Genomic DNA, 19,738 nt, shown 5'->3' with positions numbered 1-19,738 from the left:
TCCTTACCCGGACAGGTTGAAGTTGCCGTTTGAACCGTAAATAGCCAGCGAAACCAACAGCGTTACCGACACCACGACGATGAGCGACGTCCGCACCGCGTTACCGGTCGCATTGCCGACACCGGCCGGTCCTCCGGAAGCGAAATAGCCGTAGTACGTGTGGATCAGCAGGATGGTGAGCGCCATCAGGATGGCCTGCAGGAACGACCACAACAAGTCGATCGGATTCAGGAACGTGTTGAAATAGTGCTGGTACAAACCCTGCGACTGTCCGAGCAAGAACGTCGTGGTGAACTGACTGGCCAGGAACGACAGGATTACGGCGACGCTGTAGAGCGGCGTAATAGCCAGCATTCCCGCCAGGATCCTGGTGCTCACCAAATAGGCAACCGGCCGAATGGCCATGCTTTCCAACGCATCGACTTCTTCGTTGATTCGCATGGCGCCCAGCTGAGCGGTCACCCCGGCGCCGAACGTGGCCGCCAGACCAATCCCGGCGACCACCGGTGCCGCGATACGCACATTGATAAACGCGGCCAGAAAGCCCGTCAGCGCCTCGATGCCGATATTGCCCAGCGAGGTGTACCCCTGAATCGCCAGCGTGCCGCCCGCTGCCAGCGTCAGGAAGCCGACGATCACAACGGTTCCGCCGATCATCGCCAAAGTGCCTGCACCCATGCTGATCTCGGCAATCAGGCGAATGACTTCGCGCCGGTGATGAGTAGCCGCGAAGGGCATCCCGGCGAGCGCTCTACCGTAAAACAGGGTGTGGTCGCCGATCCGGCCCAACGAGGCGACCGGCTTCTCGAATTGACGGCTCAATCGCGGATATACCGCCCTCAGTGCCATTGGCAGCCCCTACTTCGCCGTCATCTTGATGCCGATCGCGGTGACGACCACGTTGACGACGAACAGCGACATGAAGGCATAGACCACGGTTTCGTTCACGGCGTTGCCGACGGCCTTAGCGCCGCCGCCGGTGATCGACAGGCCCCGGTAGCAGGCGACCAGGCCGGCGATGAGGCCGAATAGGGCCGCCTTGACGCAGGAAATGACCACCTCGGGCACCCCGGTGAGCAACGTGATACCCGCGGCGAACGCGCCGGGGTTGACGTCTTGGACAAACACCGAAAAGACGTAGCCGCCAAGGACGCCGATGATGACGACAAGGCTGTTGAGCAAAAAGGCCACCAACCCGGAAGCCAGCATGCGCGGTGTGACCAATCGTTGCACCGGGTTGATGCCCAGCACTTCCATCGCGTCGATTTCTTCGCGAATTGTTCGCGACCCCAAGTCAGCACACATTGCCGTGGCACCGGCGCCGGCCACGATCAAAACCGTTACCAACGGGCCGAGCTGGGTGACTGCACCGAACGCGGCACCCGCACCGGACAGGTCCGCCGCGCCCAGTTCGCGCAACAGGATGTTGAGCGTGAAGCTGACGAGGACCGTAAACGGGATCGCTACCAGCAAGGTGGGAGCCAGCGCCACCCGCGCGACAAACCAGGACTGGTCCAAGAACTCCCGCCACTGGAATGGCCGGACGAACACGAACTTGACCGCGTCCGCTGACATTGCGAACAAAGCTCCGACCGCTTGCATGGGCCCCGAGATGTCCCACTTCAGTTTCAGCTGCGGCAATCCCGCCGACCAGTGGTCTACGCCCTTAGTTGCCATCGGCGTCAGCCCCTTCCCGCCCAACGAGACTGACAGTCTTGTTCTTGCACATCTGCTGCGGTAGATTCGACACAACGTTGTTGGCGAAATGCTCACCGAGCAGCCACATTCCGGAATCGACCTCCGGCGCAGCGGCGGCGACCATGCTCAACGCCGGTCCTCCGTTCTGACGCGTGAGAAGCGTCGGGTCATTGTGACTCATGCCACGTCCGAGCGAAGCAGAAATCGCGCAACCGTTATCGAACGAGTTTTGGCCGCCGCGCCCGGTTCGGGCGGGCGGGTCTGAACAGACGTGATATTCGGCTTGGACAATTGAGGGCTGCTCCGCTTCTGAGTAACGGCTTTAAGTGACTGCGCCGGCTGTCTTGAGTTCGATAATGCGGTCCCAGTCGAATCCCAATTCCTGCAGGATCTCGTCGGTTTGTTCGGCAAATCCCGGTGCCGGTCCGGTTTGCGGTGCGGTGACATCGAATTGAACGGGGTTGGCGACCAGCTCGAGTTCGCCTGCGCGCACGAGATATTCGTTGGCTCTGATCTGCGAATCGTCGGTCGCCTGCAGCGTGTCCTGCACCGGCGCCCAGGGGCCGGCCAACGTAGCAAAGCGCTCGCTCCACTCGGCAAGCGTGCGGGTTGCGATGGCCTTGGTCAAGATCTCGACGGCTTCGGGTGTGTTCTCAGCAATTTTCTCGACAGTCGCAAAGCGCGGGTCATCCGCCAGTTCCGGCATCTCGACGTGCCGGCACACATCGGCCCAGAACTTCGTCGGCTGCATCATCACGAAGGAGATGTACCGGCCGTCAGATGTCGTATACAGCCCCACCAACGGGTTGTTCGGTGCCCCGTGCACACCCGGCGGCGGTGCTTCCAGCCGCTGGTTCAAGTGCTTGGTCAACGCGACGGTGTGGCCCATCGACCACAGCCCGCTGCCCAGCAAAGACACGTCGACGACGGATGGCTCCCCGGTGCGCTCACGCTTGAGCAACGCCGCCGCGATGCCGCCCGCCAGATTGGTCCCGGAAATGGTGTCGCCGTAGGCGGGTCCCGGCGGCGCGATCATTCCGGGCATCCCCATCGGGGTGATGGTGGCGGCCGTTCCGGCCCGGCACCAGAAAGCGGTCATGTCGTAGCCGCCTTTGGTCGACTCTTCACCGCGTGGCCCGAGCGCGCTGCCGCGCGCGTAGACGATCTTCGGGTTGACCGCGCGAATGTCGTCGACGTCGATGCCGAACTTCTGCCGGGCACCGGGCAGGAAGCTCGTCAAGAAAACGTCCGAGCGGCGGGCCAATTCGTAAAGCACTTCCTTGCCCTCGGGAACCGACATGTCGAGTCCGACGCTGCGCTTACCGCGGTTGGCGTGCTCGATGTTGGGATTCGGATCGCCTTCGACGCGCAACATGCCGGTCTGCCGAAGCCCACGCTGGGGGTCGCCCGTCACCGCGTGCTCGACCTTGACTACGTCCGCGCCCCATTCGGCCAGCACGGCACCTGCCGACGGGACGAACCCGTACATGGCGACTTCCAGCACGCGAACGCCCTCTAACGGTCTCACTTGTTGCCTCCCATCACTGGAACGGCGAAGGTGCGCTCCGAGAACTCTTCGAGTCCGGCGACGCCCATCTCACGACCGACGCCGGACTGCTTGAAGCCCCGTCGCGCGGCGGCGATCACCGCTTCGGCCTCCTCGACGCCGGCGTCCGGAGCGTGTCCGATGACCTCTCCGGTGGCGGGGTTGATCGAGGGGAATGCCCTGTCAGTCGTGACGAGCCGGCCATCGATCAGCAGTCTGCGGTCGACCCTCGAGCCTGGCGTTTCCGCGGCCTCCGACAGTGTGACCTGCGCTGACATTCGGCTCCTAGTGTGGTGACGGTCACGAAAATTTCATTCTCATCCCCGGCGAATCTTACATTCGAGTCTCGAGAATTCAAGAAAGTCATAGGAATGGGACAAGGGGGCTGAACAGCGCCAGTAGAGGCTACACGCTAGCGTGTGGCTGGCCTCAGCCCAGGCTGCAGGGCGTTTCGCCGCTATGTTGCACGTCACTTCCGCGTGAGAGTAATGTTCTCATAATTGCGAAGGAGATTCTTTGTGACTGAGACGCCCGCATTTGGCCCCGGGGCCTTGGCGTGAAGACCGCGGTGGTCACCGGCGGCGGATCCGGTATCGGTCTGGCGGTCGCCCATCGGCTGCGCGCCGATGGTCTCGATGTCGCGACCATCGATCTGAGTCCGTCGGACGCCGAGTTGGCGTTCACCGCCGACGTGACGGATCGGTCCCAGGTGGACGCCGCGCTGTCGGCGATCCGCGCGCAATTGGGACCGGTGGCCGTTCTGGTCAACGCCGCGGGCCTGGACGGGTTCAAGAAGTTCGCCAACCTCACGTTCGAGGACTGGCAACGGGTGATCAACGTCAACCTGCACGGGGTGTTCCATATGACTCAGGCGGTGCTGCCCGACATGGTCGAGGCCGGGTGGGGACGGATCGTCAACATCTCTTCGTCGAGCACCCATTCCGGCGCTCCTTATATGTCGCACTATGTGGCGGCCAAGTCGGCGGTCAACGGACTCACCAAGTCGCTGGCCCTCGAATACGGGCCGAGTGGGATCACGGTCAATGCGGTGCCGCCGGGTTTCATCGACACCCCGATGCTGCGCAGCGCCGAGCAACGCGGCTACCTCGGCGACATCGATGAGACCATCGCCCGGACCCCGGTGCGCCGGATCGGCAAGCCCGAAGACATCGCGGCCGCATGCGCATTCCTGATATCCGAGGAAGCCGGCTACATCACCGGTCAGATATTGGGCGTCAACGGCGGTCGAAACACCTGAGCGACGTCGGCGTCCGCAGCGCCAACCACACGACAGCCCACAGGAGGAGACATCGTGAAGGTCTGGGTTGATTCAGAACGCTGCCAGGGCCACACCCTGTGCGCGATGATTGCGCCGGATTCGTTCCAGCTCAGCGATATTGACGGCAGTTCGTCGGCGGTCAACGAGGTGGTGCCGGCCGACCAGGAAGACCAGGTTCGCGAGGCCGCGCACTCGTGCCCGGAGCAGGCGATCATGATCACGGACGAAACCTAAAGGGAGACAGCACCTTGAGTGTCGACGATGTCGTGAGCGACGGCGACCAGGAGAAGCCGCGGTACCACTTCGACCGCAACACCGCGGAGTACCGCTCCCAGTTCAAGCAGATCACCGAGGAGATGCACGCCAAGTGCCCGATGGCGTGGACCGAGACCTACGGCGGGCATTGGGTCGCGGCCGGAAGCAACGAGGTCTTCGAGCTCGCGCGCTGCCCCGCGGTCTCCAACGACCACGACATCAACAACGAACGCCGAGGCTACGGCGGGATTTCCATCCCTAAGGCCAGACGCGTCAGCATGGTGCGCGGCGGCATCCTCGAGATGGACGACCCCGAGCACCGCACCTACCGCAACGTGCTCAACCCCTACCTGTCGCCGGCGGCTGTCAAGCGCTGGGAGCCGTTCATTCACGACGTCACCCGCGCCTGCCTCGACGAGAAGATCGAAACGGGCAGCATCGACTTCGTCGACGACCTGGCCAACGTCGTGCCCGCGGTGCTGACCCTGGCAATGCTGGGCATTCCGCTGAAGAAGTGGAATCTGTACAGCGAACCGGTGCACGCGGCGGTCTACACCCCGGAGCACTCACCCGACATCGAGCGGGTCACCGCGATGCACCGGGAGATGGGCCTCGACATGGTCAACAACATGCTCGAGATCCGCGAGAATCCACGCCCCGGCATCGTCAACGGACTCCTGCAGATGCGGATCGACGGCGAACCCGCCCCGGATCTTGAAATCCTCGGCAATCTCGGGCTGGTCATCGGCGGCGGCTTCGACACCACGACGGCGTTGACCGCCCACTCGCTGGAATGGCTCTCGGAGAACCCCGAGGAGCGCGAGCTGCTCTCCAAGAACCGCGACACCCTCCTCGATCCTGCAACCGAGGAATTCCTGCGCTACTTCACCCCCGCGGCAGGCGACGGCAGGACATTCTCCGACGATGTCGAGCTCAATGGAAACACGTTCAAAGAGGGTGAGCGGCTGTGGATTTCGTGGGCCATGGCTAATCGGGACCCCGCGGTGTTCGCCGACCCGGACAAGGTCGTGCTCGATCGTAAAGGCAACCGGCACTTCAGCTTTGGGATCGGCGTGCACCGATGCGTCGGATCCAACGTGGCGCGCACCGTGTTCAAGTCCATGCTCACCGCGGTTCTGGACCGGATGCCGGACTATCAGTGCGACCCCGCGGGCACCGTGCACTACGAGTGCATCGGCGTCATCCAGGGCATGCGCAAGCTGCCGGCCACCTTTACCCCCGGCCCGACGGTCGGCGCCGGCCTCGACGAAACGCTGGACAAGCTGCAGCGCATCTGCGACGAGCAACAACTCGCCTTGCCGATCACCGAACGCAAGGAAGCCGCGGTCATCGACTAGGTGGCTCGCGGCGCGTTTTCCCAGCCATACCTGAAAGCCGGACGTTGACTGCCACGATTTTTGGGAGTAGGCCTTTTCAGCGTGACCGCGCCTTATATTTGAGACGAGCGCGTGTGCAGAGACGGGAGAACCACCGGTGAAGACTTTCGCAGTAAGCCTTGCGCTCGCCACGGCCGCACTGACTGTCACACCGACCGCCCACGCAGACATGAGTATCGGTAACTACCGGGTGGACACCAACCGGGATCCCGGCCACCTCTGGGTCTGGGCTCTCGGCACTTGCACTCCTAAAGCGCCGGGATGTGTGACCGTGCAAGGGGTTCCGCAACCCAACGGGCAAGCCGCCCCCTGGAAATCGGACGCGCACCTGTCCAACGGCCGCTACACCATGACCGTGGATGTACCCGACGGCGTGCGCTGCACCGTCCAGTTCTTTCCCTCGCACGACGTTTATTCGTGGGATGCGGTGACGCTGGCGGGTGAGGTCGTCTCGACGTTCAACACGGGCTGCGGCGGCGCACCGGGGGGCACCAACACCTACCCGTTCACGCTCGTGCGATGGTAGCCGCGTGAGACGGACCGGAATCAGTCGCTTATGAGGGCGACCGGGGGTAAGCGGGATGGCTGACGCGAAGGACCCGCCACAAAATTCGGCCACATCGAAAGCCGACACCTTGGCTTTGATCGCGGAAGCCGAGGCGGAAGCCGCCGAAGCCGAGGCACTGGCTGCCGCGGCGCGTGCCCGCGCCCGTGCCGCCCGGCTCCGGCGCGAAGTGCAGGCCCAAGCTGAAACAGACGCCGAGGCGGAAACTGCCGACACCGCTGAAACTGCCGAAGAAGTCTCGGACGCCGACGAGGACGCAACCGAAACCGTCGAGGCGACGACCGACGAGGACGACACCGACACCGACACCGACGACGGAACTGACGAGGACGTCACCGACGCCGACGAAGCCGAGACCGAAGAAGAAGACTCCGACGCGACGCCCGAAGACGACTCCGACGCGACGCCCGAAGACGCCGAATCGGAATCTGAGTCGGCCGGCTCACGGCGACGCCTGCGGCTGCCGTCGCTGTCCTTGCTGTGGAAAGTGGCCGCCGTCATCCTCATCTGCGCATTCGTCGGGGCCAGCGGATACATGATGTGGCAGCGTCATGAAATCACCGAGCGCAAGGAACGCATCGCGAAGTTCACTGCGGGCGCCAGACAGGGTGTCGTCAACATAACCTCCTTGGACTTCAACCGCGCCAAGCAGGACGTCCAGCGGGTGATCGATAGCTCGACCGGCCAGTTCAGGGACGATTTCCAGCAGCGCGCAAAAGATTTCACGACAGTCGTTGAGCAGTCCAAAGTGGTCACCGAAGGAACCGTGACGGCAGCGGCCGTGCAATCCATCGACGGGAATTCCGCATTGGTGCTCGTCGCGGCGACATCGCGGATCACCAACGCCGCGGGCGCCAAAGACGAACCCCGCAGATGGCGGCTCCGGGTGACCGTCACAGAGGACGGTGGGCAATACAAGGTGTCCAAACTGGAGTTCATTCCATGAGCAAGGACAACGAGAGCGCCGACGTCGACGGCGACACTCCCGAGCAAACCGAACCGAGTGGACGTAGCGAGCAACGCGCGCGGCGGAAGGTGAAAATCCTTCCCGTCGTTCTGATTTTGCTGCTGCTGCTATCCGGTGGCGCGGCGACGTGGCTGTACTTCAAGCAGTACCGGCCCGATAAACAAACCGACGCAAGCGTCGCGAGCGCAGTTGTCAGTTCGGCGTCCGACGGAACGGTCGCGTTGCTGTCCTACTCGCCCGACACACTCGACAAGGACTTCGCTGCCGCCAAGTCTCACCTGTCCGGGGACTTCTTGTCGTACTACAACCAGTTCACCGAACAGATCGTCGCTCCGGCAGCCAAACAGAAGTCACTGAAGACCAACGCCCGGGTGTTGGGGGCCGCGGTTCAGGAATTGCATCCGGATTCGGCCGTCGTGCTGGTGCTGGTCGACCAGAGCACCACGAGCAAGGACAATCCCGACCCCGCGATGTCGTCCAGCAGTGTGCTGGTGAGTTTGAGCCGAGTCAACGGTAACTGGCTGATCACCAAATTCGACCCGGTCTAGACGACGTTGAATGCCGTTGCGATAAAAAGCAACTCGGCATCGTTCGCCAGTTAGCTCAGCGCGGAAGGCCAAGCACGCGCTGGGCGATGATGTTGCGCTGGATCTCGGAGGTGCCGCCGGCGATGGTGCCGGAAAAGCTTCGCGCATAACGCTCGAACCAGCTGGCGAAGTAGTGGTCGAGGTTCATGTGCGCATACGGCCCGGTCTGGCCCGGGTGAACGAGCCCGTCGGATCCCGCGGACGTGAACGCGAGCTCCATCCCCCGCAACTCGGCCTCGGACCCGAGCAGTTTGAGCACCGAGATCGCGGCCACGTCGTCTTCGCCACGCGAGGCGCGGGCCAAGGCCGCCGACCCAAGCAGGCGCAGCGCCTGTCGGTCCATGATCGTGCTGGCGTACTGGTCGCGCTCAACCTCGGTGCCGGGGTGGAAGTCGTCGATCATATTGTCGATTCGATCCGCGAAGCCCAGCCACATCATCGTGCGCTCGTGTCCGAGCGACCCGTTGGCCACCTTCCAGCCCTGGTCGACCTCCCCGACCAGGTTCTCCACCGGCACCCGCACGTCGGTGAAAAAGACCTCATTGAAATCCAGATCGTCGGCCGCGACGATCGACGGGAACGGCCGGCGCACCAGACCCGGGGTATCGGTGGGGACGATCAGCACGCTGATTCCCTTGTGCTTCGGCACATCTGGATTCGTCCGGACGAACGTCAACAAAACGTCGGCATCGTGGGCGCCCGAGGTCCACACCTTCTGGCCGTTGATCACAAAGTGATCGCCGTCCAGCACGGCGCGAGTACGCAGCGACGCCAGATCGGAACCCGCGCTGGGTTCGCTCATGCCGAGCGACGCGGTGAGCTCGGCGCGCAGGATCGGCACCGCCCAACGCCGCTTCTGCTCGTCGTTGCCGAACGACAACAGTGAGGCACCAACGATATTCACGCCCTGCGGGTTGAAGCTGTGATAGATCCGGCGGCGACTGAGTTCCTGCATGTAGACGAACTGCTGAAGGACCGTCGCATTGCGTCCGCCGAATTCCGGCGGCTGGCCGGGCAGCAGCCAGCCGTTGTCGAACAGCAGTCGCTGCCAGTCGCGTGCCCACTGCGGCATGTGCGACACCGAGCGGGGACGCTCGAGCGTTTCGCTTGCGGGAGGCAGGTTTTCGTCGAGGAAGGCCGAGAACTCCGCCCGGAATTCCTCGACGTCGGAATCAAAAGTCAGCTGCACGGTATTCCTCCGCGATCCGCGCCCGGTGCTCGGCGGCACCACCGAGCATCAGCTCGCCGGCTTTGGCCCGTTTCAGCGCGAACTGCAGGTCGTTCTCCCACGTGAAGCCCATTGCGCCGTGCAGCTGTAGGCCGTGCCGGAACACCAGCGACTGGCACTCCCCCGCCGACGCCTTGGCCATCGCGGCCGCCAGCCGGCGGCGGGGATCGTCGGCGGCGATCGTCAGCGCCGCGAAATAGGCCAGCGCCCTGGCGCGTTCGACGGCGACGTGCATGTCGGCGGCCTTATGCTGCACGGCCTGGAAGGAGCCGATGGCGACACCGAACTGCTGACGGCTTTTCACGTGCTCGAGCACCAGGTCGAGGATGCGCTGGCAGGCGCCGACCATCGTGATGGCCATGCCGGTCAACGCGAGATGGCGAGCGCGTTCCGCGTCGACGGTCAGTCGTTCGGTGTCGGGCACCCGGACCCTGGCGAACGACAGGTCCGCGACGTGCAAAACCGGGTCGAACACCGACGCGCGGCGGGCGGAGACCTGACCGGACTCGACGAGGAACACGCCCGCGTCGGTCACGACCGCCAGCCGGTCGGCGCGATCGCCGTCCAGGACGTGGCGTGCCGTTCCGTCCAGCACCCACCCGTCTGCGTCGCGGTGCGCCGTAACACCGCTGTACACCGCGGTACCGGACTGGTGTGGGTCGAATCGGTCCCCGGCAAGCGGAGCGAACTGGCTCATCGTCGCCAGGAACGGCGTGGGATCGGTTGCGCGGCCTAGCTCTTCGAGCACGATGGCCAGCTCCACAGCGCTATCCGATTCGTTCAGCTCGGTCCAGCCCTGGTCGACATACGACTTCCACAGTGGGCTCGGGTCTACGCCATCCTCGGCCACGCTCCGCACCAGCGAGGGCGGACATTGCTTTGCGACGGCGTCACGCACCGTGTCCTGCCACAGTCGCTGATCAGCATCGAACTCCAACAGCATCGGGGCCGCCTCCTGTCGTCACCGCCCTCGCGAGAATACCATTCTCCCTTCCGGAAGTAATAATCTCGCATTCCGCGTATGACGTATCGATAGGTGCTGAGCGCCCGGCTGGCCGGGCTCAAAGGTCCGAGCGCCCGGCCAGCCGGGAGCGTGCTCGGTGGCCCGGTGCCTTAGTTCACCGGCCGACCGGTCGGAGCTGCAAAAAGGCCGGTGGCAGACTCGTCCCAGCGGTCGAGATTGACGAACTCAGCGAGCGGGCGGCGACGAAGGGGGCCGTGCTTGCCCTCGGGCCAGCCGACCACGATGTGGCCGGCGACCAACCAGCCGTCGGGCACCCCGATGGCTTGCCGCAGCAACTGCTCGCCGCCGTAGGAGGCCCAGCTGGTCATGCAGGCCCCGAGGCCCTGAGCGCGCGCGGCGAGCAGGAAGTTCTGCATCGCGGGAAAGATCGATCCGCCGAGCAACAGTTCGGATGCCGTCGGGTAATGCTGTTGCGCGAACAAGACCGAGGTGAATTCACCGGCCCGGTCATGCAATTCGTAAGTCGCGCGGTAGGTACGAGCGCGGCGGCTGTTGTCGTCGTCGGCGGGGCGGGTCATGCCATAGACCGGCTCGATCACTTCCAGGGCGTGGGCCGCGGCCTCGGCCACGACGGCCCGCTGCTCGGGTGAGCGCAACACGACGAAACGCCAGCCCTGCGCGTTGGCGCCCGACGGGGCCCACCTCGCCGCTTCCAGGCACTGCGCCAGGGTGAAGTCGTCGACCGGCTCGTCGGTGAAGCGCCGGATCGTCCGCGCCGTCGACATCACTTCCCAGACGTCGCTGCTCGCTCCCGTCATGGTCACTCCTTTTCGGCACGGGCCTTCTGATGCAACCTAGCGTGCAGCGGGCATCACAGATCACAGGGTGATGTCGTCGTCACCCATCCAGTGCACGAATCGCTGCAGTGGGTACATCGCGTCGTGCGGGCTTCCCAGCACATGGGCGTTTGCGGTTCCCAAGCGGCACAACCGTTGTGCCCCTTGGCTCGCCAGCCGATCGCGCAGCTGGGTCTTGCGCTCGTCGGGATATACCCCGATGGTCTGGGTGGCGACGTTGACGTAGCGGACGGCGTCGTCGAGGGAGTCCACCAGCACGACGTTGGACGTCTTGTGGCTGGGCTGAAACTCCACCGGCCGCTCCGACAGGATCACCAAGCCGCGCCCGTCGAAGCCGCCCCACACTTTGAGATCGCCCATCGCCTCGGCCACCTGAATCTCCTCGCGCACTTCCGCCGGCAGTGCCGGGCCCTCGGCCGAGCCGAAGTCACGGTCGACGTTCAGCCGCTGCGCCAGTGCTGCGCAGAACGATTCCACTTGGGGCCGTTGGCCTTCCACGAAGGCGTAGCGACTGGCCAGGCACGCCTCCTGGTTGAACACCGTGGTGTCGGCGGCCAGCCGATCAGCGACCTCGGCGACGCGGTCCGGCGAGCCGAAAACTTCGCGGCCGATCATCGAGATCGACGATTTCGGGTCGAACGAGATCAGCTGAATCCCCGGTCCGAGGTATTGGATCACGTTGTTGATCGCGTCGCCGCCTCCCCAGGCGACGATCTTGTCGAAGTACTGGGGGCGGTACAGGGTACGTTCGATAACCGCGTCCCCGCCTTGCCAGTACACCGCCGACATCGACTGCACCACTGGGTGCCTCGGATCGACCTCGGCCATCGTGCGCAACACCGCCACCGTCGTGAACGGGTCACTCGAGGGCATCTTGAACAGGTTGACCGCCTTGACCAACGCGCCTTGCGCGATCGACGACACACATCCCGACGGGGCATTGCCCGCCAGCATGTGGACCATGCGCGGCGGAAACGCACGCACCGCCCCCTTGTTGCCGTGGCCGTCGACGCGCTCGACCCAGCCGTCGAGCGCCGCGCGGTTCGCGAAGTTCGCATCGACGATACTCTCGAGCAGCGGCCTGGTCAGAAAATACGGCGCCTGGCGGTACAAGTTCTCCACCACCCGCCGGGGTAACGGATTCGTGGCCGCGATCAGCTCCAGGCATTCCTGCAGGTGCGGGTTGCGATCCAGCCGCAGGCGTTCGCCCGTCTCGACCAGGTAGTCGACGATCTCGGCCAGCGTCACGTCGAGCAGCGGCGGCAACCGCGAGCGCGGCAACACAAGCGCATCGAGATCAATTGCGGGAGTGGTGAAATCAGCACCCAAGTCGCGTGACCGGTGGCGAATTGCGTCCCCTTCGACCAACACTCCCTGCACGAAATGCGGTGCCGACAGCGTGGTCATGCGACACCCCGCACATAGGCGTCGATGCTGCCGGCGCAGGTGATCTTGTCACCGCCCGGCAGGTCGGCGTACCGGGTGATCTCACGGCCTATCGTCGGACCCTGATGCCCGCACCGGCACTTCGCGTAACTGACACTGACGCGGTCACCGCTGATCACTCCACCCCAGCGGCCTTCGATCGATGCATCGAAAAAGGCTGCCCGAGACTCGATCTCACCGTCGAAGGTATCCAGCAGCTGCTCGCCGGCGGTATCCAGCGGCAACAGGATCACCCAGGGCGAGATGTGATACCGCTGCACACAGCACAACGGGAACACCGCATTGATCTCGCGCATGCTGTACGCGTGGAAGAGTCGCCCTTCGGCGACGTTGAACGTCTCCAGCACGTATTCGCGGTAATTCTCCGGTAGCGCAGCGCCTTTGAGGCCGCCGGCGACCATCAGCGCATTGTCGGGATTGAAGTCGCCGCCGCCATGCCCCTTGGCGTTGATGCCTTCGGCGATCTGATAAAGCGTGGCGAACATGCCGGCGCCCAGCAACGGAAGCTCGCGGGCCTCGATCACGGCATCGACCGCCTTCTTCGCCGAGTTGCCCATATCGTTGGCCCGCTGCGTGGCAATGCGTTCGAACTCCGCGATCTCGCTGGGGCGTGCGGTGCCGTCGGCGAGCTTGCGCCGCAGGGTGATGATGTCCACCATCGACCCGACCGTGATCGGTTCACCGTCGCCGAATTGGTACGGCGGGTATCGCGACGAGAAGCAGTCGACCATCGCCTGGCGAATCGCGTCCTCGCGCGGAGCGGCGAATTGTGGCCCCAGGCCGAGGAATTTGCGGTCTTCGCCGCGGGTCAAGCCCGTGGCCCACAGCAGCGCCTCGATGTTGATCCGCGCGGACAGCTCGACGTCTCCCTCGGTACAGGACAGCATGGCGGGTTTGCCGGTCGTGCCGCTGGAGCAGGAGAGGTAGTGACCGACCGTCTCCAGCTGCTTGATCCAGTCATCGAGCGTCTGCACGCCGGCGGTGTCGAGGCCGTCCACCGCGCGGGTGGACACGGTGGCCAGCCACTTGCCCATCCGGTCCCACTGCCCCTCGCTGAGCCAGCCTTCCGCATACGTCTTGTAGGTGGTGTGCGCGAACAGCAGTGGCACCAGATCGGCGGGCCGCTTGATCTCTTTGACCGCGCCGGCGCGGTTGGCCAACAACGGATTGCACTCCGTTTGGCTTTGCAGCCGCTCGTTGGCCGCTTCCAGCTGCACCGGCAGCAGTTCGGCGGGCGCGATGTCGAAGCAATCCCTGGCTCCGACCAGCTGGACCAGCCGTTCGGTCGCAGATGTCATCGGTGACTCCTCTCTGACCGCACCGTCATTAAGTACACGCTACTGTATATTAACGACGTCGGGCGGTCGAGACCGATACTCTCGGCACCGGTCGGCCAGGGTGCCGGCCAACCAGCGTGGGCGAGAGAACATCACGTCATGGCAGGCATCGACGCAGATCATCGTGTCGACTCCACCGAGGGCCTCGATCGCGCCGAGCTGCTGGCGCTGCGACAACGCTCGATCGGCCAGCGTCATGATCCACGTCCGCGGCACCTCGGTGGGTAGGTCGCTGCGGTCGGCCCGTTCGAAAATGACGTTCGGCGATTCCATGCACAATCTCGACCGGGTGAGCGCGCGCTGTTGACGCGTCATGCCATTGCAGAACGCGAAAGGTGCTGCGGCCCGCAGGATTGGGAGCGGCGTATGGATTCGGCGCGCTGAACGCGCCAATGGGGCCAGGGGCCCGCCCAGCGTATCCACCACCGACGAGCCCCGCGGCGGCACGAACGCGGTCAGCAGGATCATCTCCCGCACCCGGGTGGCGCCGAGCTTCGCCACGATTCCCGGCACTGTCAGCCCGCCCATCGAATGCCCAACGACCACAACGTCATCGAGACCGGCGGCATCGATATCGGCGACAGCGGAGTTCACCCAATCGGCGACGGTGACGGATGTCAGATCCGCCGGCCTGCTACCGCGGCCGGGCAGATCGACCGCCAGGACCCGCAATTCCGGTGCCTGACGGGATAATTCGGCGACCGTGAGTTCCCAGCAATCGGCGGCATGCGCTCCCCCGTGCACCAGTACCAGCCCAGGCCAAGCCATCGCGAGTTCAGCCGCGACGCAGGATGCCGCGCAGGAAAAGGTCGACGGCGTGCTGCAAATGGCGCTCCTCTTCCTCTGGACTGCGGTAGATGCCGCTGTCCGCGAGCCGCGCGGGCAGATGTTCAACCGCCGCGATGAAGTGGCCTGCGGCCAACTCGAGATCATCCACCTCGATGGCTCCGGCGTCTTGGTGGCGACGAAGCAGCTCCATCACCTGTCGGTGGCGGGCCGACCAGGTCATGGAGTGGGCGCTGACCGCGAACTCGGGAAACCGTGCCGACTCGTTCATCGCGATCCGCTTCAGGCGCACGATGTCGGGATCGATCGCCCGTGCGAGGCCGGCGCGGCCCACCGCGACCAGGGCCGCACGCAGGTCGCCGTCGTCGAATTCCTCGGTGGCCTCACCTTCCGTCCTGCGGGTGAGCGCCCAGGGAATGACATCGAGGAAAACCGCCCGCTTGTCGGGGTAGCGCGCATAGAGCGTCCGCCGGGTGATGCCCGCCGCCTTGGCGATCGCTTCCATGCTGGCGCCGTCATATCCGAGCTTGACGAAGGTCGCCACGGCCGCGTTGCGCAGCTTTTGTTGCAGCTTCTTGGCTTCGGCCTGCGTCGGGCGTCCACGCCGGGTTGTCGTGACCACGGAAATATACATTAACGTGTAGATAACCGTTGGGACGACCAATCGAGCCAAGGGGTTACCGTGACGATCACCGAGTCATTCATCGACGGCGAATCAGTGCCCTCGAAAGACGTCTACGACAACATCGACCCCGCGACGGGACGCTCCCTCGGGCCGGTGGCACGCGGCGGTGGCGAAGAAGTGGATCGTGCGGTCCGGGCCGCCGCGGCGGCATCGAAAAGCTGGCGCAACACCACGCCGGAGGCGCGGGCGACACTCCTGACGCGGATCGCGGATCTGATCGGCGACAACCAGGAGCGGTTGGCCCGGATCGAAAGCGAGGACACCGGAAAACCTCTGGCCCAGGCGCGCGCCGATACCGTCGTGGCCGCACGCTACTTCCGCTTCTACGGCCATGCGATCGACTCGTACTATGGCCAAACCATCCCGCTGTCAACTGATCTGCACGTCTACACCCGGCGTGAGCCACTCGGTGTCACCGGGCACATCGTCGCCTGGAACTACCCGATGCAGCTGCTGTCTCGCGCCGTGGCGCCCGCGATCGCCGTGGGCAATTGCTCGGTGGCCAAACCCGCCGATGAAACACCGCGCACCGCAGTCGAATTGGCCCGACTCGCGATTGAAGCCGGCCTGCCGGCCGGGGTGTTCAACGTGGTGAGCGGGATCGGCGCCGAGGCCGGGGCCGCCCTGGCGGCACATCCGGGCGTCGACCATGTGGGTTTTGTCGGATCGACCCAGATCGGTTCGTTGATCGCCCACGCCGCAGCCGACCGGGTCGCGCCGACGATTTTGGAGCTGGGTGGGAAATCCCCGCAGATCGTCTTCCCCGACGCGGATTTGGAACGCGCGGCGGAGTCGATCGCGAAGGCGATCCTGCAGAACGCCGGTCAAACCTGCTCGGCCGGTTCGCGGCTGCTGGTGCACGATTCCATTCACGACACATTGGTCGAAATGGTTTGCCAGCGGCTGCAATTGGCGACGATCGGGCCGGGACTCGAGGATCCTGATCTCGGGCCGCTGGTCTCCCGCAAGCAGCAGCAGCGGGTGGAATCGATGGTTGCCGGCAACGTCAAGGGCGAAATCCTGTGCGGCGGTGAGCCACCGCACGATCCGAAGCTGGCGGACGGGGCGTACTTCGCCCCCACGATCATCACAGATGTCGATCCCGCGGAGACCATCGCCCAAGAGGAGATCTTCGGCCCGGTGCTCACCGTGAACAGGTTCGTCAGCGAGGACGAGGCGATCGCCTTGGCCAATGGGACGGACTATGGGTTGCTTGGTGCGGTGTGGACCAACGACCTCTCCCGCGCACATCGGCTCGCGGCCGAGATCCGGGCGGGCCAGATATACGTCAACACCTACGGCGCCGGCGGCGGGGTCGAGTTGCCGTTCGGAGGTTTCAAGAAATCCGGGTACGGCCGCGAGAAGGGTTACGAAGCCCTCGACATGTTCACCGCCACCAAGACCGTAGTCGTACGTCTGTAACTCAGTCGTTAAGGAGAAGACATTGGATCGCGAAACATATCAACGGGGACTCGAAATCCGCTCCGCGGTGCTGGGCGAGGCGTACGTCAACCGGGCGCTCGCCGATGCCGACGAGTTCACCACGCCCCTACAAGATCTCGTCACCGAATACTGCTGGGGCGCGGTGTGGGGCCGAGACGGCTTGCCCCGCAAGACGCGTAGCATGCTGAACCTGGCGATGATCCCAATCCTGAACCGGCCGAACGAATTACGAACGCACATCAAGGGCGCGCTGACCAACGGCGTTACCCGAGAAGAGATTTGCGAGATATTCTTGCAGGTCGCCGTCTACGCGGGCGTCCCGGCCGCTGTGGACAGTTTCCGCATCGCCCGCGAGGTGTTCGCCGAACTGGACGAGGCCTGACAATCGTGTCCGAAATCGGGTTTATCGGGTTGGGAAACATGGGTTTTCCCATGGCACGGCGCCTGATCGGCGACGGCCACGACGTCATCGCCTTCGACACGAGCGGCGCGACACTCGACCGCATCGTCTCGCTCGGGGCCCGGGCCGCGTCATCGGCGAAAGAGGTCGCGGACCGCGCCGAGACGGTGCTGGCCAGCCTCCCGTCACCCGCGGTGTCGCTCGAGGTCGCCACGGGAGCCGCGGGTGTGATCGAGGGCTCCCGGGTCAAGCGTTACGTCGACCTGTCGACCGTGGGCAGCCGGACCTCCGTGCGCATCCATGACCTGCTGGCCCAACGAGGAATCGCCGCCCTCGACAGCCCGGTCAGTGGCGGCGTCGGCGGCGCGGAAAAAGGGCTGCTCGCGCTGATGGTCTCCGGTCCGCGCGGCGAGTTCGACGTCATACAGCCGGTACTCGAGTCGATCGGCCGGCCGTACTACATCGGAGCGAAACCCGGTTCGGCGCAGACGATGAAGCTGGCCAACAACATCCTGGCGGCCAACGTGTTGGTCGCGACGTCAGAGGTCGTCGTGATGGGCGTCAAGGCCGGTCTCGACCCGGCCGTGATGATCGAAGTGCTCAATGCGGGCTCGGGCGCGACGAGCGCCAGTCGGGACAAGTTCCCGCGCGCGGTGCTACCCCGCACCTTCGACTACGGCTTTGCCACCGGCCTGATGGTCAAGGACGTGCGGCTCTATCTCGACGAAGCCAAGGCGCTCGGCGTGCCGGTCGACATCGCCGAGACCATCGGCCGGCTCTGGGAGGCGGCCGCGCTCGACCAGGGCGCCGACTCCGATTTCACGACCGTCATCAAACCGTTCGAAAAGGCGGCCGGCGTCACCGTCGGTGGCGTCGACGACGGCCGGACGGCGTGACACGTTCGCCCACTCTGTAATGACCGCCTAGCGAGCCCGGCCGCGGCAAGGCAATCTCGACGGCACGGAAGCCACCTTCCGACGAGCGCCGAGAATGGTATTATCCTGATTGAAGAACGACGATTGCTCTGATGAGGGCAATACCAATGACTACCAGGTCATATCGTTAACCGAGACGCTTACCGAAATTCCATTGATCGACAGCCTATGAGAATGTTAGATTATCTATCTTATGATCGGGTTTGGCTCACTTTGGCTACCGGAACCCAAGGGTGGCTGTCGTGATCGAGCACGCTGACGGAACAAGCACACCGCTCATCGATGCGAGCGTGCATATTTTCTTCCCGTCCAACAAAGCGCTGCGTCAGACGCTGCGTGAGCCGTTCAAGAGCCGCGGGTTCCCGGACTACGAGATGGACTGGTACGGCGCGCCCGGCGGTGAGTACGCGCCCAACGCCGAGGGCCCGGACGGCCAGTACCCCGGTTCGGATCCGGAATTCGTTGGCAACGAGCTGTTTTCAAAGCGGGGAGTCGACGTCGCGATCCTGCACCCGATGGCGCGTGGCATCATGCCCGACCGGCATCTGGGCAGCGCGCTGCACGCCGCGCACAACGAGATGATGGTGTCGGACTGGCTGGAGTCCAGCCAGTACGGCGAGCGGTTCCGCGGCACCATCCGGGTAAACCCCGACGACATCCCCGGCGCACTGCGCGAGATCGAGAAATGGCGCGATCATCCGCGCGTGGTGCAGATCGGCGTTCCGCTGCAATCGCGCGAGGTCTACGGCAAGCCGCAGTTCTGGCCGCTGTGGGAAGCCGCGGTAGACGCCGGGCTTCCCGTTGCCGCGCACATCGAGGTCGGCTCGGGCATCGCGTTCCCGCCGACACCGTCCGGGAACACCCGCACCTATGAGCAGTACGTCAGCTTCATGGCGCTGAATTACCTGTACCACCTGATGAACATGATCGCCGAGGGCGTGTTCGAGCGCTTCGACGGCCTCAAATTCGTCTGGGGCGACGGCGCCGCGGACTTCATCACGCCGTTCATCTGGCGGATGGACACGTTCGGCCGGCCGCACCTCGAGCAGACGCCGTGGGCGCCGCGGATTCCCAGCGACTACCTGCCCGGCCACGTCTTTTTCGTACAGGGCAGCCTCGACGGTCCCGGTGACACCGAGTTCGCGAGCCAATGGTTCGGGTTCACCGGCAAGGACGACATGACGATGTTCGGCTCGAGTTACCCACACTGGCAATGCGGCGATGTCAAGAAGCTGCCCAGCGCGCTGTCCGCCGAGCAGCGAAACAAGCTCTGCTGGCGAAACGCGGCGCAGCTCTACGGCATAGACATCCCCGCCGGGGTAGGCGCACAGTAGAACCAACACGGCAGACTGAGGAGACCCAG

21 protein-coding genes and 1 pseudogene are annotated in these 19,738 nt (G+C 64.5%); 10 read left to right on the top strand and 12 right to left on the bottom strand.

From position 1 onward, the window contains the following. Nucleotides 1-3 precede the first annotated feature (3 nt). From G6N55_RS21715 to G6N55_RS29945, 5 genes and pseudogenes are all read right to left on the bottom strand, one after another. Nucleotides 4-849 carry an ABC transporter permease gene (locus tag G6N55_RS21715; protein ID WP_085223833.1) on the bottom strand — a complete coding sequence of 282 codons (846 nt, stop codon included), beginning with the start codon at nt 847-849 and terminating at the stop codon, nt 4-6. A 9-nt stretch (nt 850-858) separates the two neighbouring features. After that, nucleotides 859-1,677 carry an MlaE family ABC transporter permease gene (locus tag G6N55_RS21710; protein ID WP_085223831.1) on the bottom strand — a complete coding sequence of 273 codons (819 nt, stop codon included), beginning with the start codon at nt 1,675-1,677 and terminating at the stop codon, nt 859-861. Next, nucleotides 1,667-1,828, bottom strand: a complete 162-nt coding sequence (locus G6N55_RS21705; RefSeq protein WP_163667442.1) for a hypothetical protein — start codon at nt 1,826-1,828, stop codon at nt 1,667-1,669. The genes G6N55_RS21710 and G6N55_RS21705 overlap by 11 nt, the downstream gene beginning before the upstream one ends. 192 nt (nt 1,829-2,020) lie before the next feature. Beyond that, nucleotides 2,021-3,226 carry a CaiB/BaiF CoA transferase family protein gene (locus G6N55_RS21700; protein ID WP_085223827.1) on the bottom strand — a complete coding sequence of 402 codons (1,206 nt, stop codon included), beginning with the start codon at nt 3,224-3,226 and terminating at the stop codon, nt 2,021-2,023. Nucleotides 3,227-3,306: 80 nt separating this feature from the next. Continuing rightward, nucleotides 3,307-3,522 (bottom strand): annotated as a pseudogene (locus tag G6N55_RS29945) (aldehyde dehydrogenase family protein); the annotation flags it as partial. Nucleotides 3,523-3,800: 278 nt separating this feature from the next. Here G6N55_RS29945 and G6N55_RS21690 point away from each other — a divergent pair. From G6N55_RS21690 to G6N55_RS21665, 6 genes are all read left to right on the top strand, one after another. Beyond that, entirely contained in the window at nt 3,801-4,502 is a 702-nt protein-coding gene (locus G6N55_RS21690) for an SDR family NAD(P)-dependent oxidoreductase (RefSeq protein ID WP_085223823.1), read from the top strand. 54 nt (nt 4,503-4,556) lie between these two features. Beyond that, the gene (locus G6N55_RS21685; RefSeq protein ID WP_077079253.1) at nt 4,557-4,757 is read left to right on the top strand and encodes a ferredoxin; all 201 of its coding nucleotides are present in this window, start codon (nt 4,557-4,559) and stop codon (nt 4,755-4,757) included. A gap of 14 nt (nt 4,758-4,771) precedes the next feature. Next, nucleotides 4,772-6,136, top strand: a complete 1,365-nt coding sequence (locus G6N55_RS21680; RefSeq protein ID WP_085223821.1) for a cytochrome P450 — start codon at nt 4,772-4,774, stop codon at nt 6,134-6,136. Nucleotides 6,137-6,344: 208 nt separating this feature from the next. Then, nucleotides 6,345-6,701: a hypothetical protein gene (locus G6N55_RS21675; RefSeq protein ID WP_085223819.1), complete on the top strand. Its 357-nt coding sequence runs from the start codon at nt 6,345-6,347 to the stop codon at nt 6,699-6,701. A 55-nt stretch (nt 6,702-6,756) separates the two neighbouring features. Continuing rightward, the gene (locus G6N55_RS21670; protein ID WP_085223817.1) at nt 6,757-7,686 is read left to right on the top strand and encodes a hypothetical protein; all 930 of its coding nucleotides are present in this window, start codon (nt 6,757-6,759) and stop codon (nt 7,684-7,686) included. Further along, complete coding sequence (locus G6N55_RS21665; protein WP_085223815.1) at nt 7,683-8,255, top strand: hypothetical protein; 573 nt, start codon at nt 7,683-7,685, stop codon at nt 8,253-8,255. The genes G6N55_RS21670 and G6N55_RS21665 overlap by 4 nt, the downstream gene beginning before the upstream one ends. A 55-nt stretch (nt 8,256-8,310) precedes the next feature. Here G6N55_RS21665 and G6N55_RS21660 read toward each other — a convergent pair whose 3' ends face one another. From G6N55_RS21660 to G6N55_RS21630, 7 genes are all read right to left on the bottom strand, one after another. Beyond that, entirely contained in the window at nt 8,311-9,483 is a 1,173-nt protein-coding gene (locus tag G6N55_RS21660) for an acyl-CoA dehydrogenase family protein (protein ID WP_085223813.1), read from the bottom strand. Continuing rightward, nucleotides 9,467-10,465, bottom strand: a complete 999-nt coding sequence (locus tag G6N55_RS21655) for an acyl-CoA dehydrogenase family protein (protein WP_085224000.1) — start codon at nt 10,463-10,465, stop codon at nt 9,467-9,469. Before G6N55_RS21655 ends, G6N55_RS21660 begins: the two co-directional genes overlap by 17 nt. 170 nt (nt 10,466-10,635) lie before the next feature. Beyond that, nucleotides 10,636-11,304, bottom strand: a complete 669-nt coding sequence (locus G6N55_RS21650) for a nitroreductase family protein (protein WP_085223998.1) — start codon at nt 11,302-11,304, stop codon at nt 10,636-10,638. A gap of 60 nt (nt 11,305-11,364) precedes the next feature. After that, the gene (locus tag G6N55_RS21645; RefSeq protein ID WP_085223811.1) at nt 11,365-12,750 is read right to left on the bottom strand and encodes an acyl-CoA reductase; all 1,386 of its coding nucleotides are present in this window, start codon (nt 12,748-12,750) and stop codon (nt 11,365-11,367) included. Beyond that, nucleotides 12,747-14,087 carry a hypothetical protein gene (locus G6N55_RS21640; protein WP_085223809.1) on the bottom strand — a complete coding sequence of 447 codons (1,341 nt, stop codon included), beginning with the start codon at nt 14,085-14,087 and terminating at the stop codon, nt 12,747-12,749. Before G6N55_RS21640 ends, G6N55_RS21645 begins: the two co-directional genes overlap by 4 nt. A 39-nt stretch (nt 14,088-14,126) precedes the next feature. Further along, the gene (locus G6N55_RS21635; RefSeq protein ID WP_085223807.1) at nt 14,127-14,894 is read right to left on the bottom strand and encodes an alpha/beta fold hydrolase; all 768 of its coding nucleotides are present in this window, start codon (nt 14,892-14,894) and stop codon (nt 14,127-14,129) included. A 7-nt stretch (nt 14,895-14,901) separates the two neighbouring features. Further along, on the bottom strand, nt 14,902-15,546 hold the full coding sequence (locus tag G6N55_RS21630) for a TetR/AcrR family transcriptional regulator (protein ID WP_085223805.1): 645 nt from the start codon (nt 15,544-15,546) through the stop codon (nt 14,902-14,904). Nucleotides 15,547-15,594: 48 nt separating this feature from the next. Here G6N55_RS21630 and G6N55_RS21625 point away from each other — a divergent pair, with 48 nt between their 5' ends. The 4 genes from G6N55_RS21625 (at nt 15,595) to G6N55_RS21610 (ending at nt 19,709) form a co-directional block, all read left to right on the top strand. Then, complete coding sequence (locus tag G6N55_RS21625; RefSeq protein WP_085223803.1) at nt 15,595-17,019, top strand: aldehyde dehydrogenase family protein; 1,425 nt, start codon at nt 15,595-15,597, stop codon at nt 17,017-17,019. A gap of 22 nt (nt 17,020-17,041) precedes the next feature. Continuing rightward, on the top strand, nt 17,042-17,422 hold the full coding sequence (locus tag G6N55_RS21620) for a carboxymuconolactone decarboxylase family protein (RefSeq protein ID WP_085223801.1): 381 nt from the start codon (nt 17,042-17,044) through the stop codon (nt 17,420-17,422). A 2-nt stretch (nt 17,423-17,424) separates the two neighbouring features. Beyond that, entirely contained in the window at nt 17,425-18,336 is a 912-nt protein-coding gene (locus G6N55_RS21615; RefSeq protein WP_197747408.1) for an NAD(P)-dependent oxidoreductase, read from the top strand. A 281-nt stretch (nt 18,337-18,617) separates the two neighbouring features. Continuing rightward, a complete protein-coding gene (locus tag G6N55_RS21610) occupies nt 18,618-19,709 on the top strand; it encodes an amidohydrolase family protein (RefSeq protein ID WP_085223996.1) in 1,092 nt (363 codons plus the stop codon). The last annotated feature ends 29 nt before the right edge of the window (nt 19,710-19,738 follow it).

The sequence above is a fragment of the Mycobacterium florentinum genome (assembly GCF_010730355.1).
Taxonomy (GTDB): Bacteria; Actinomycetota; Actinomycetes; order Mycobacteriales; family Mycobacteriaceae; genus Mycobacterium; species Mycobacterium florentinum.
Note: the sequence above shows the minus strand (reverse complement) of the source record. Positions and strands in the feature narration are given on the sequence as shown.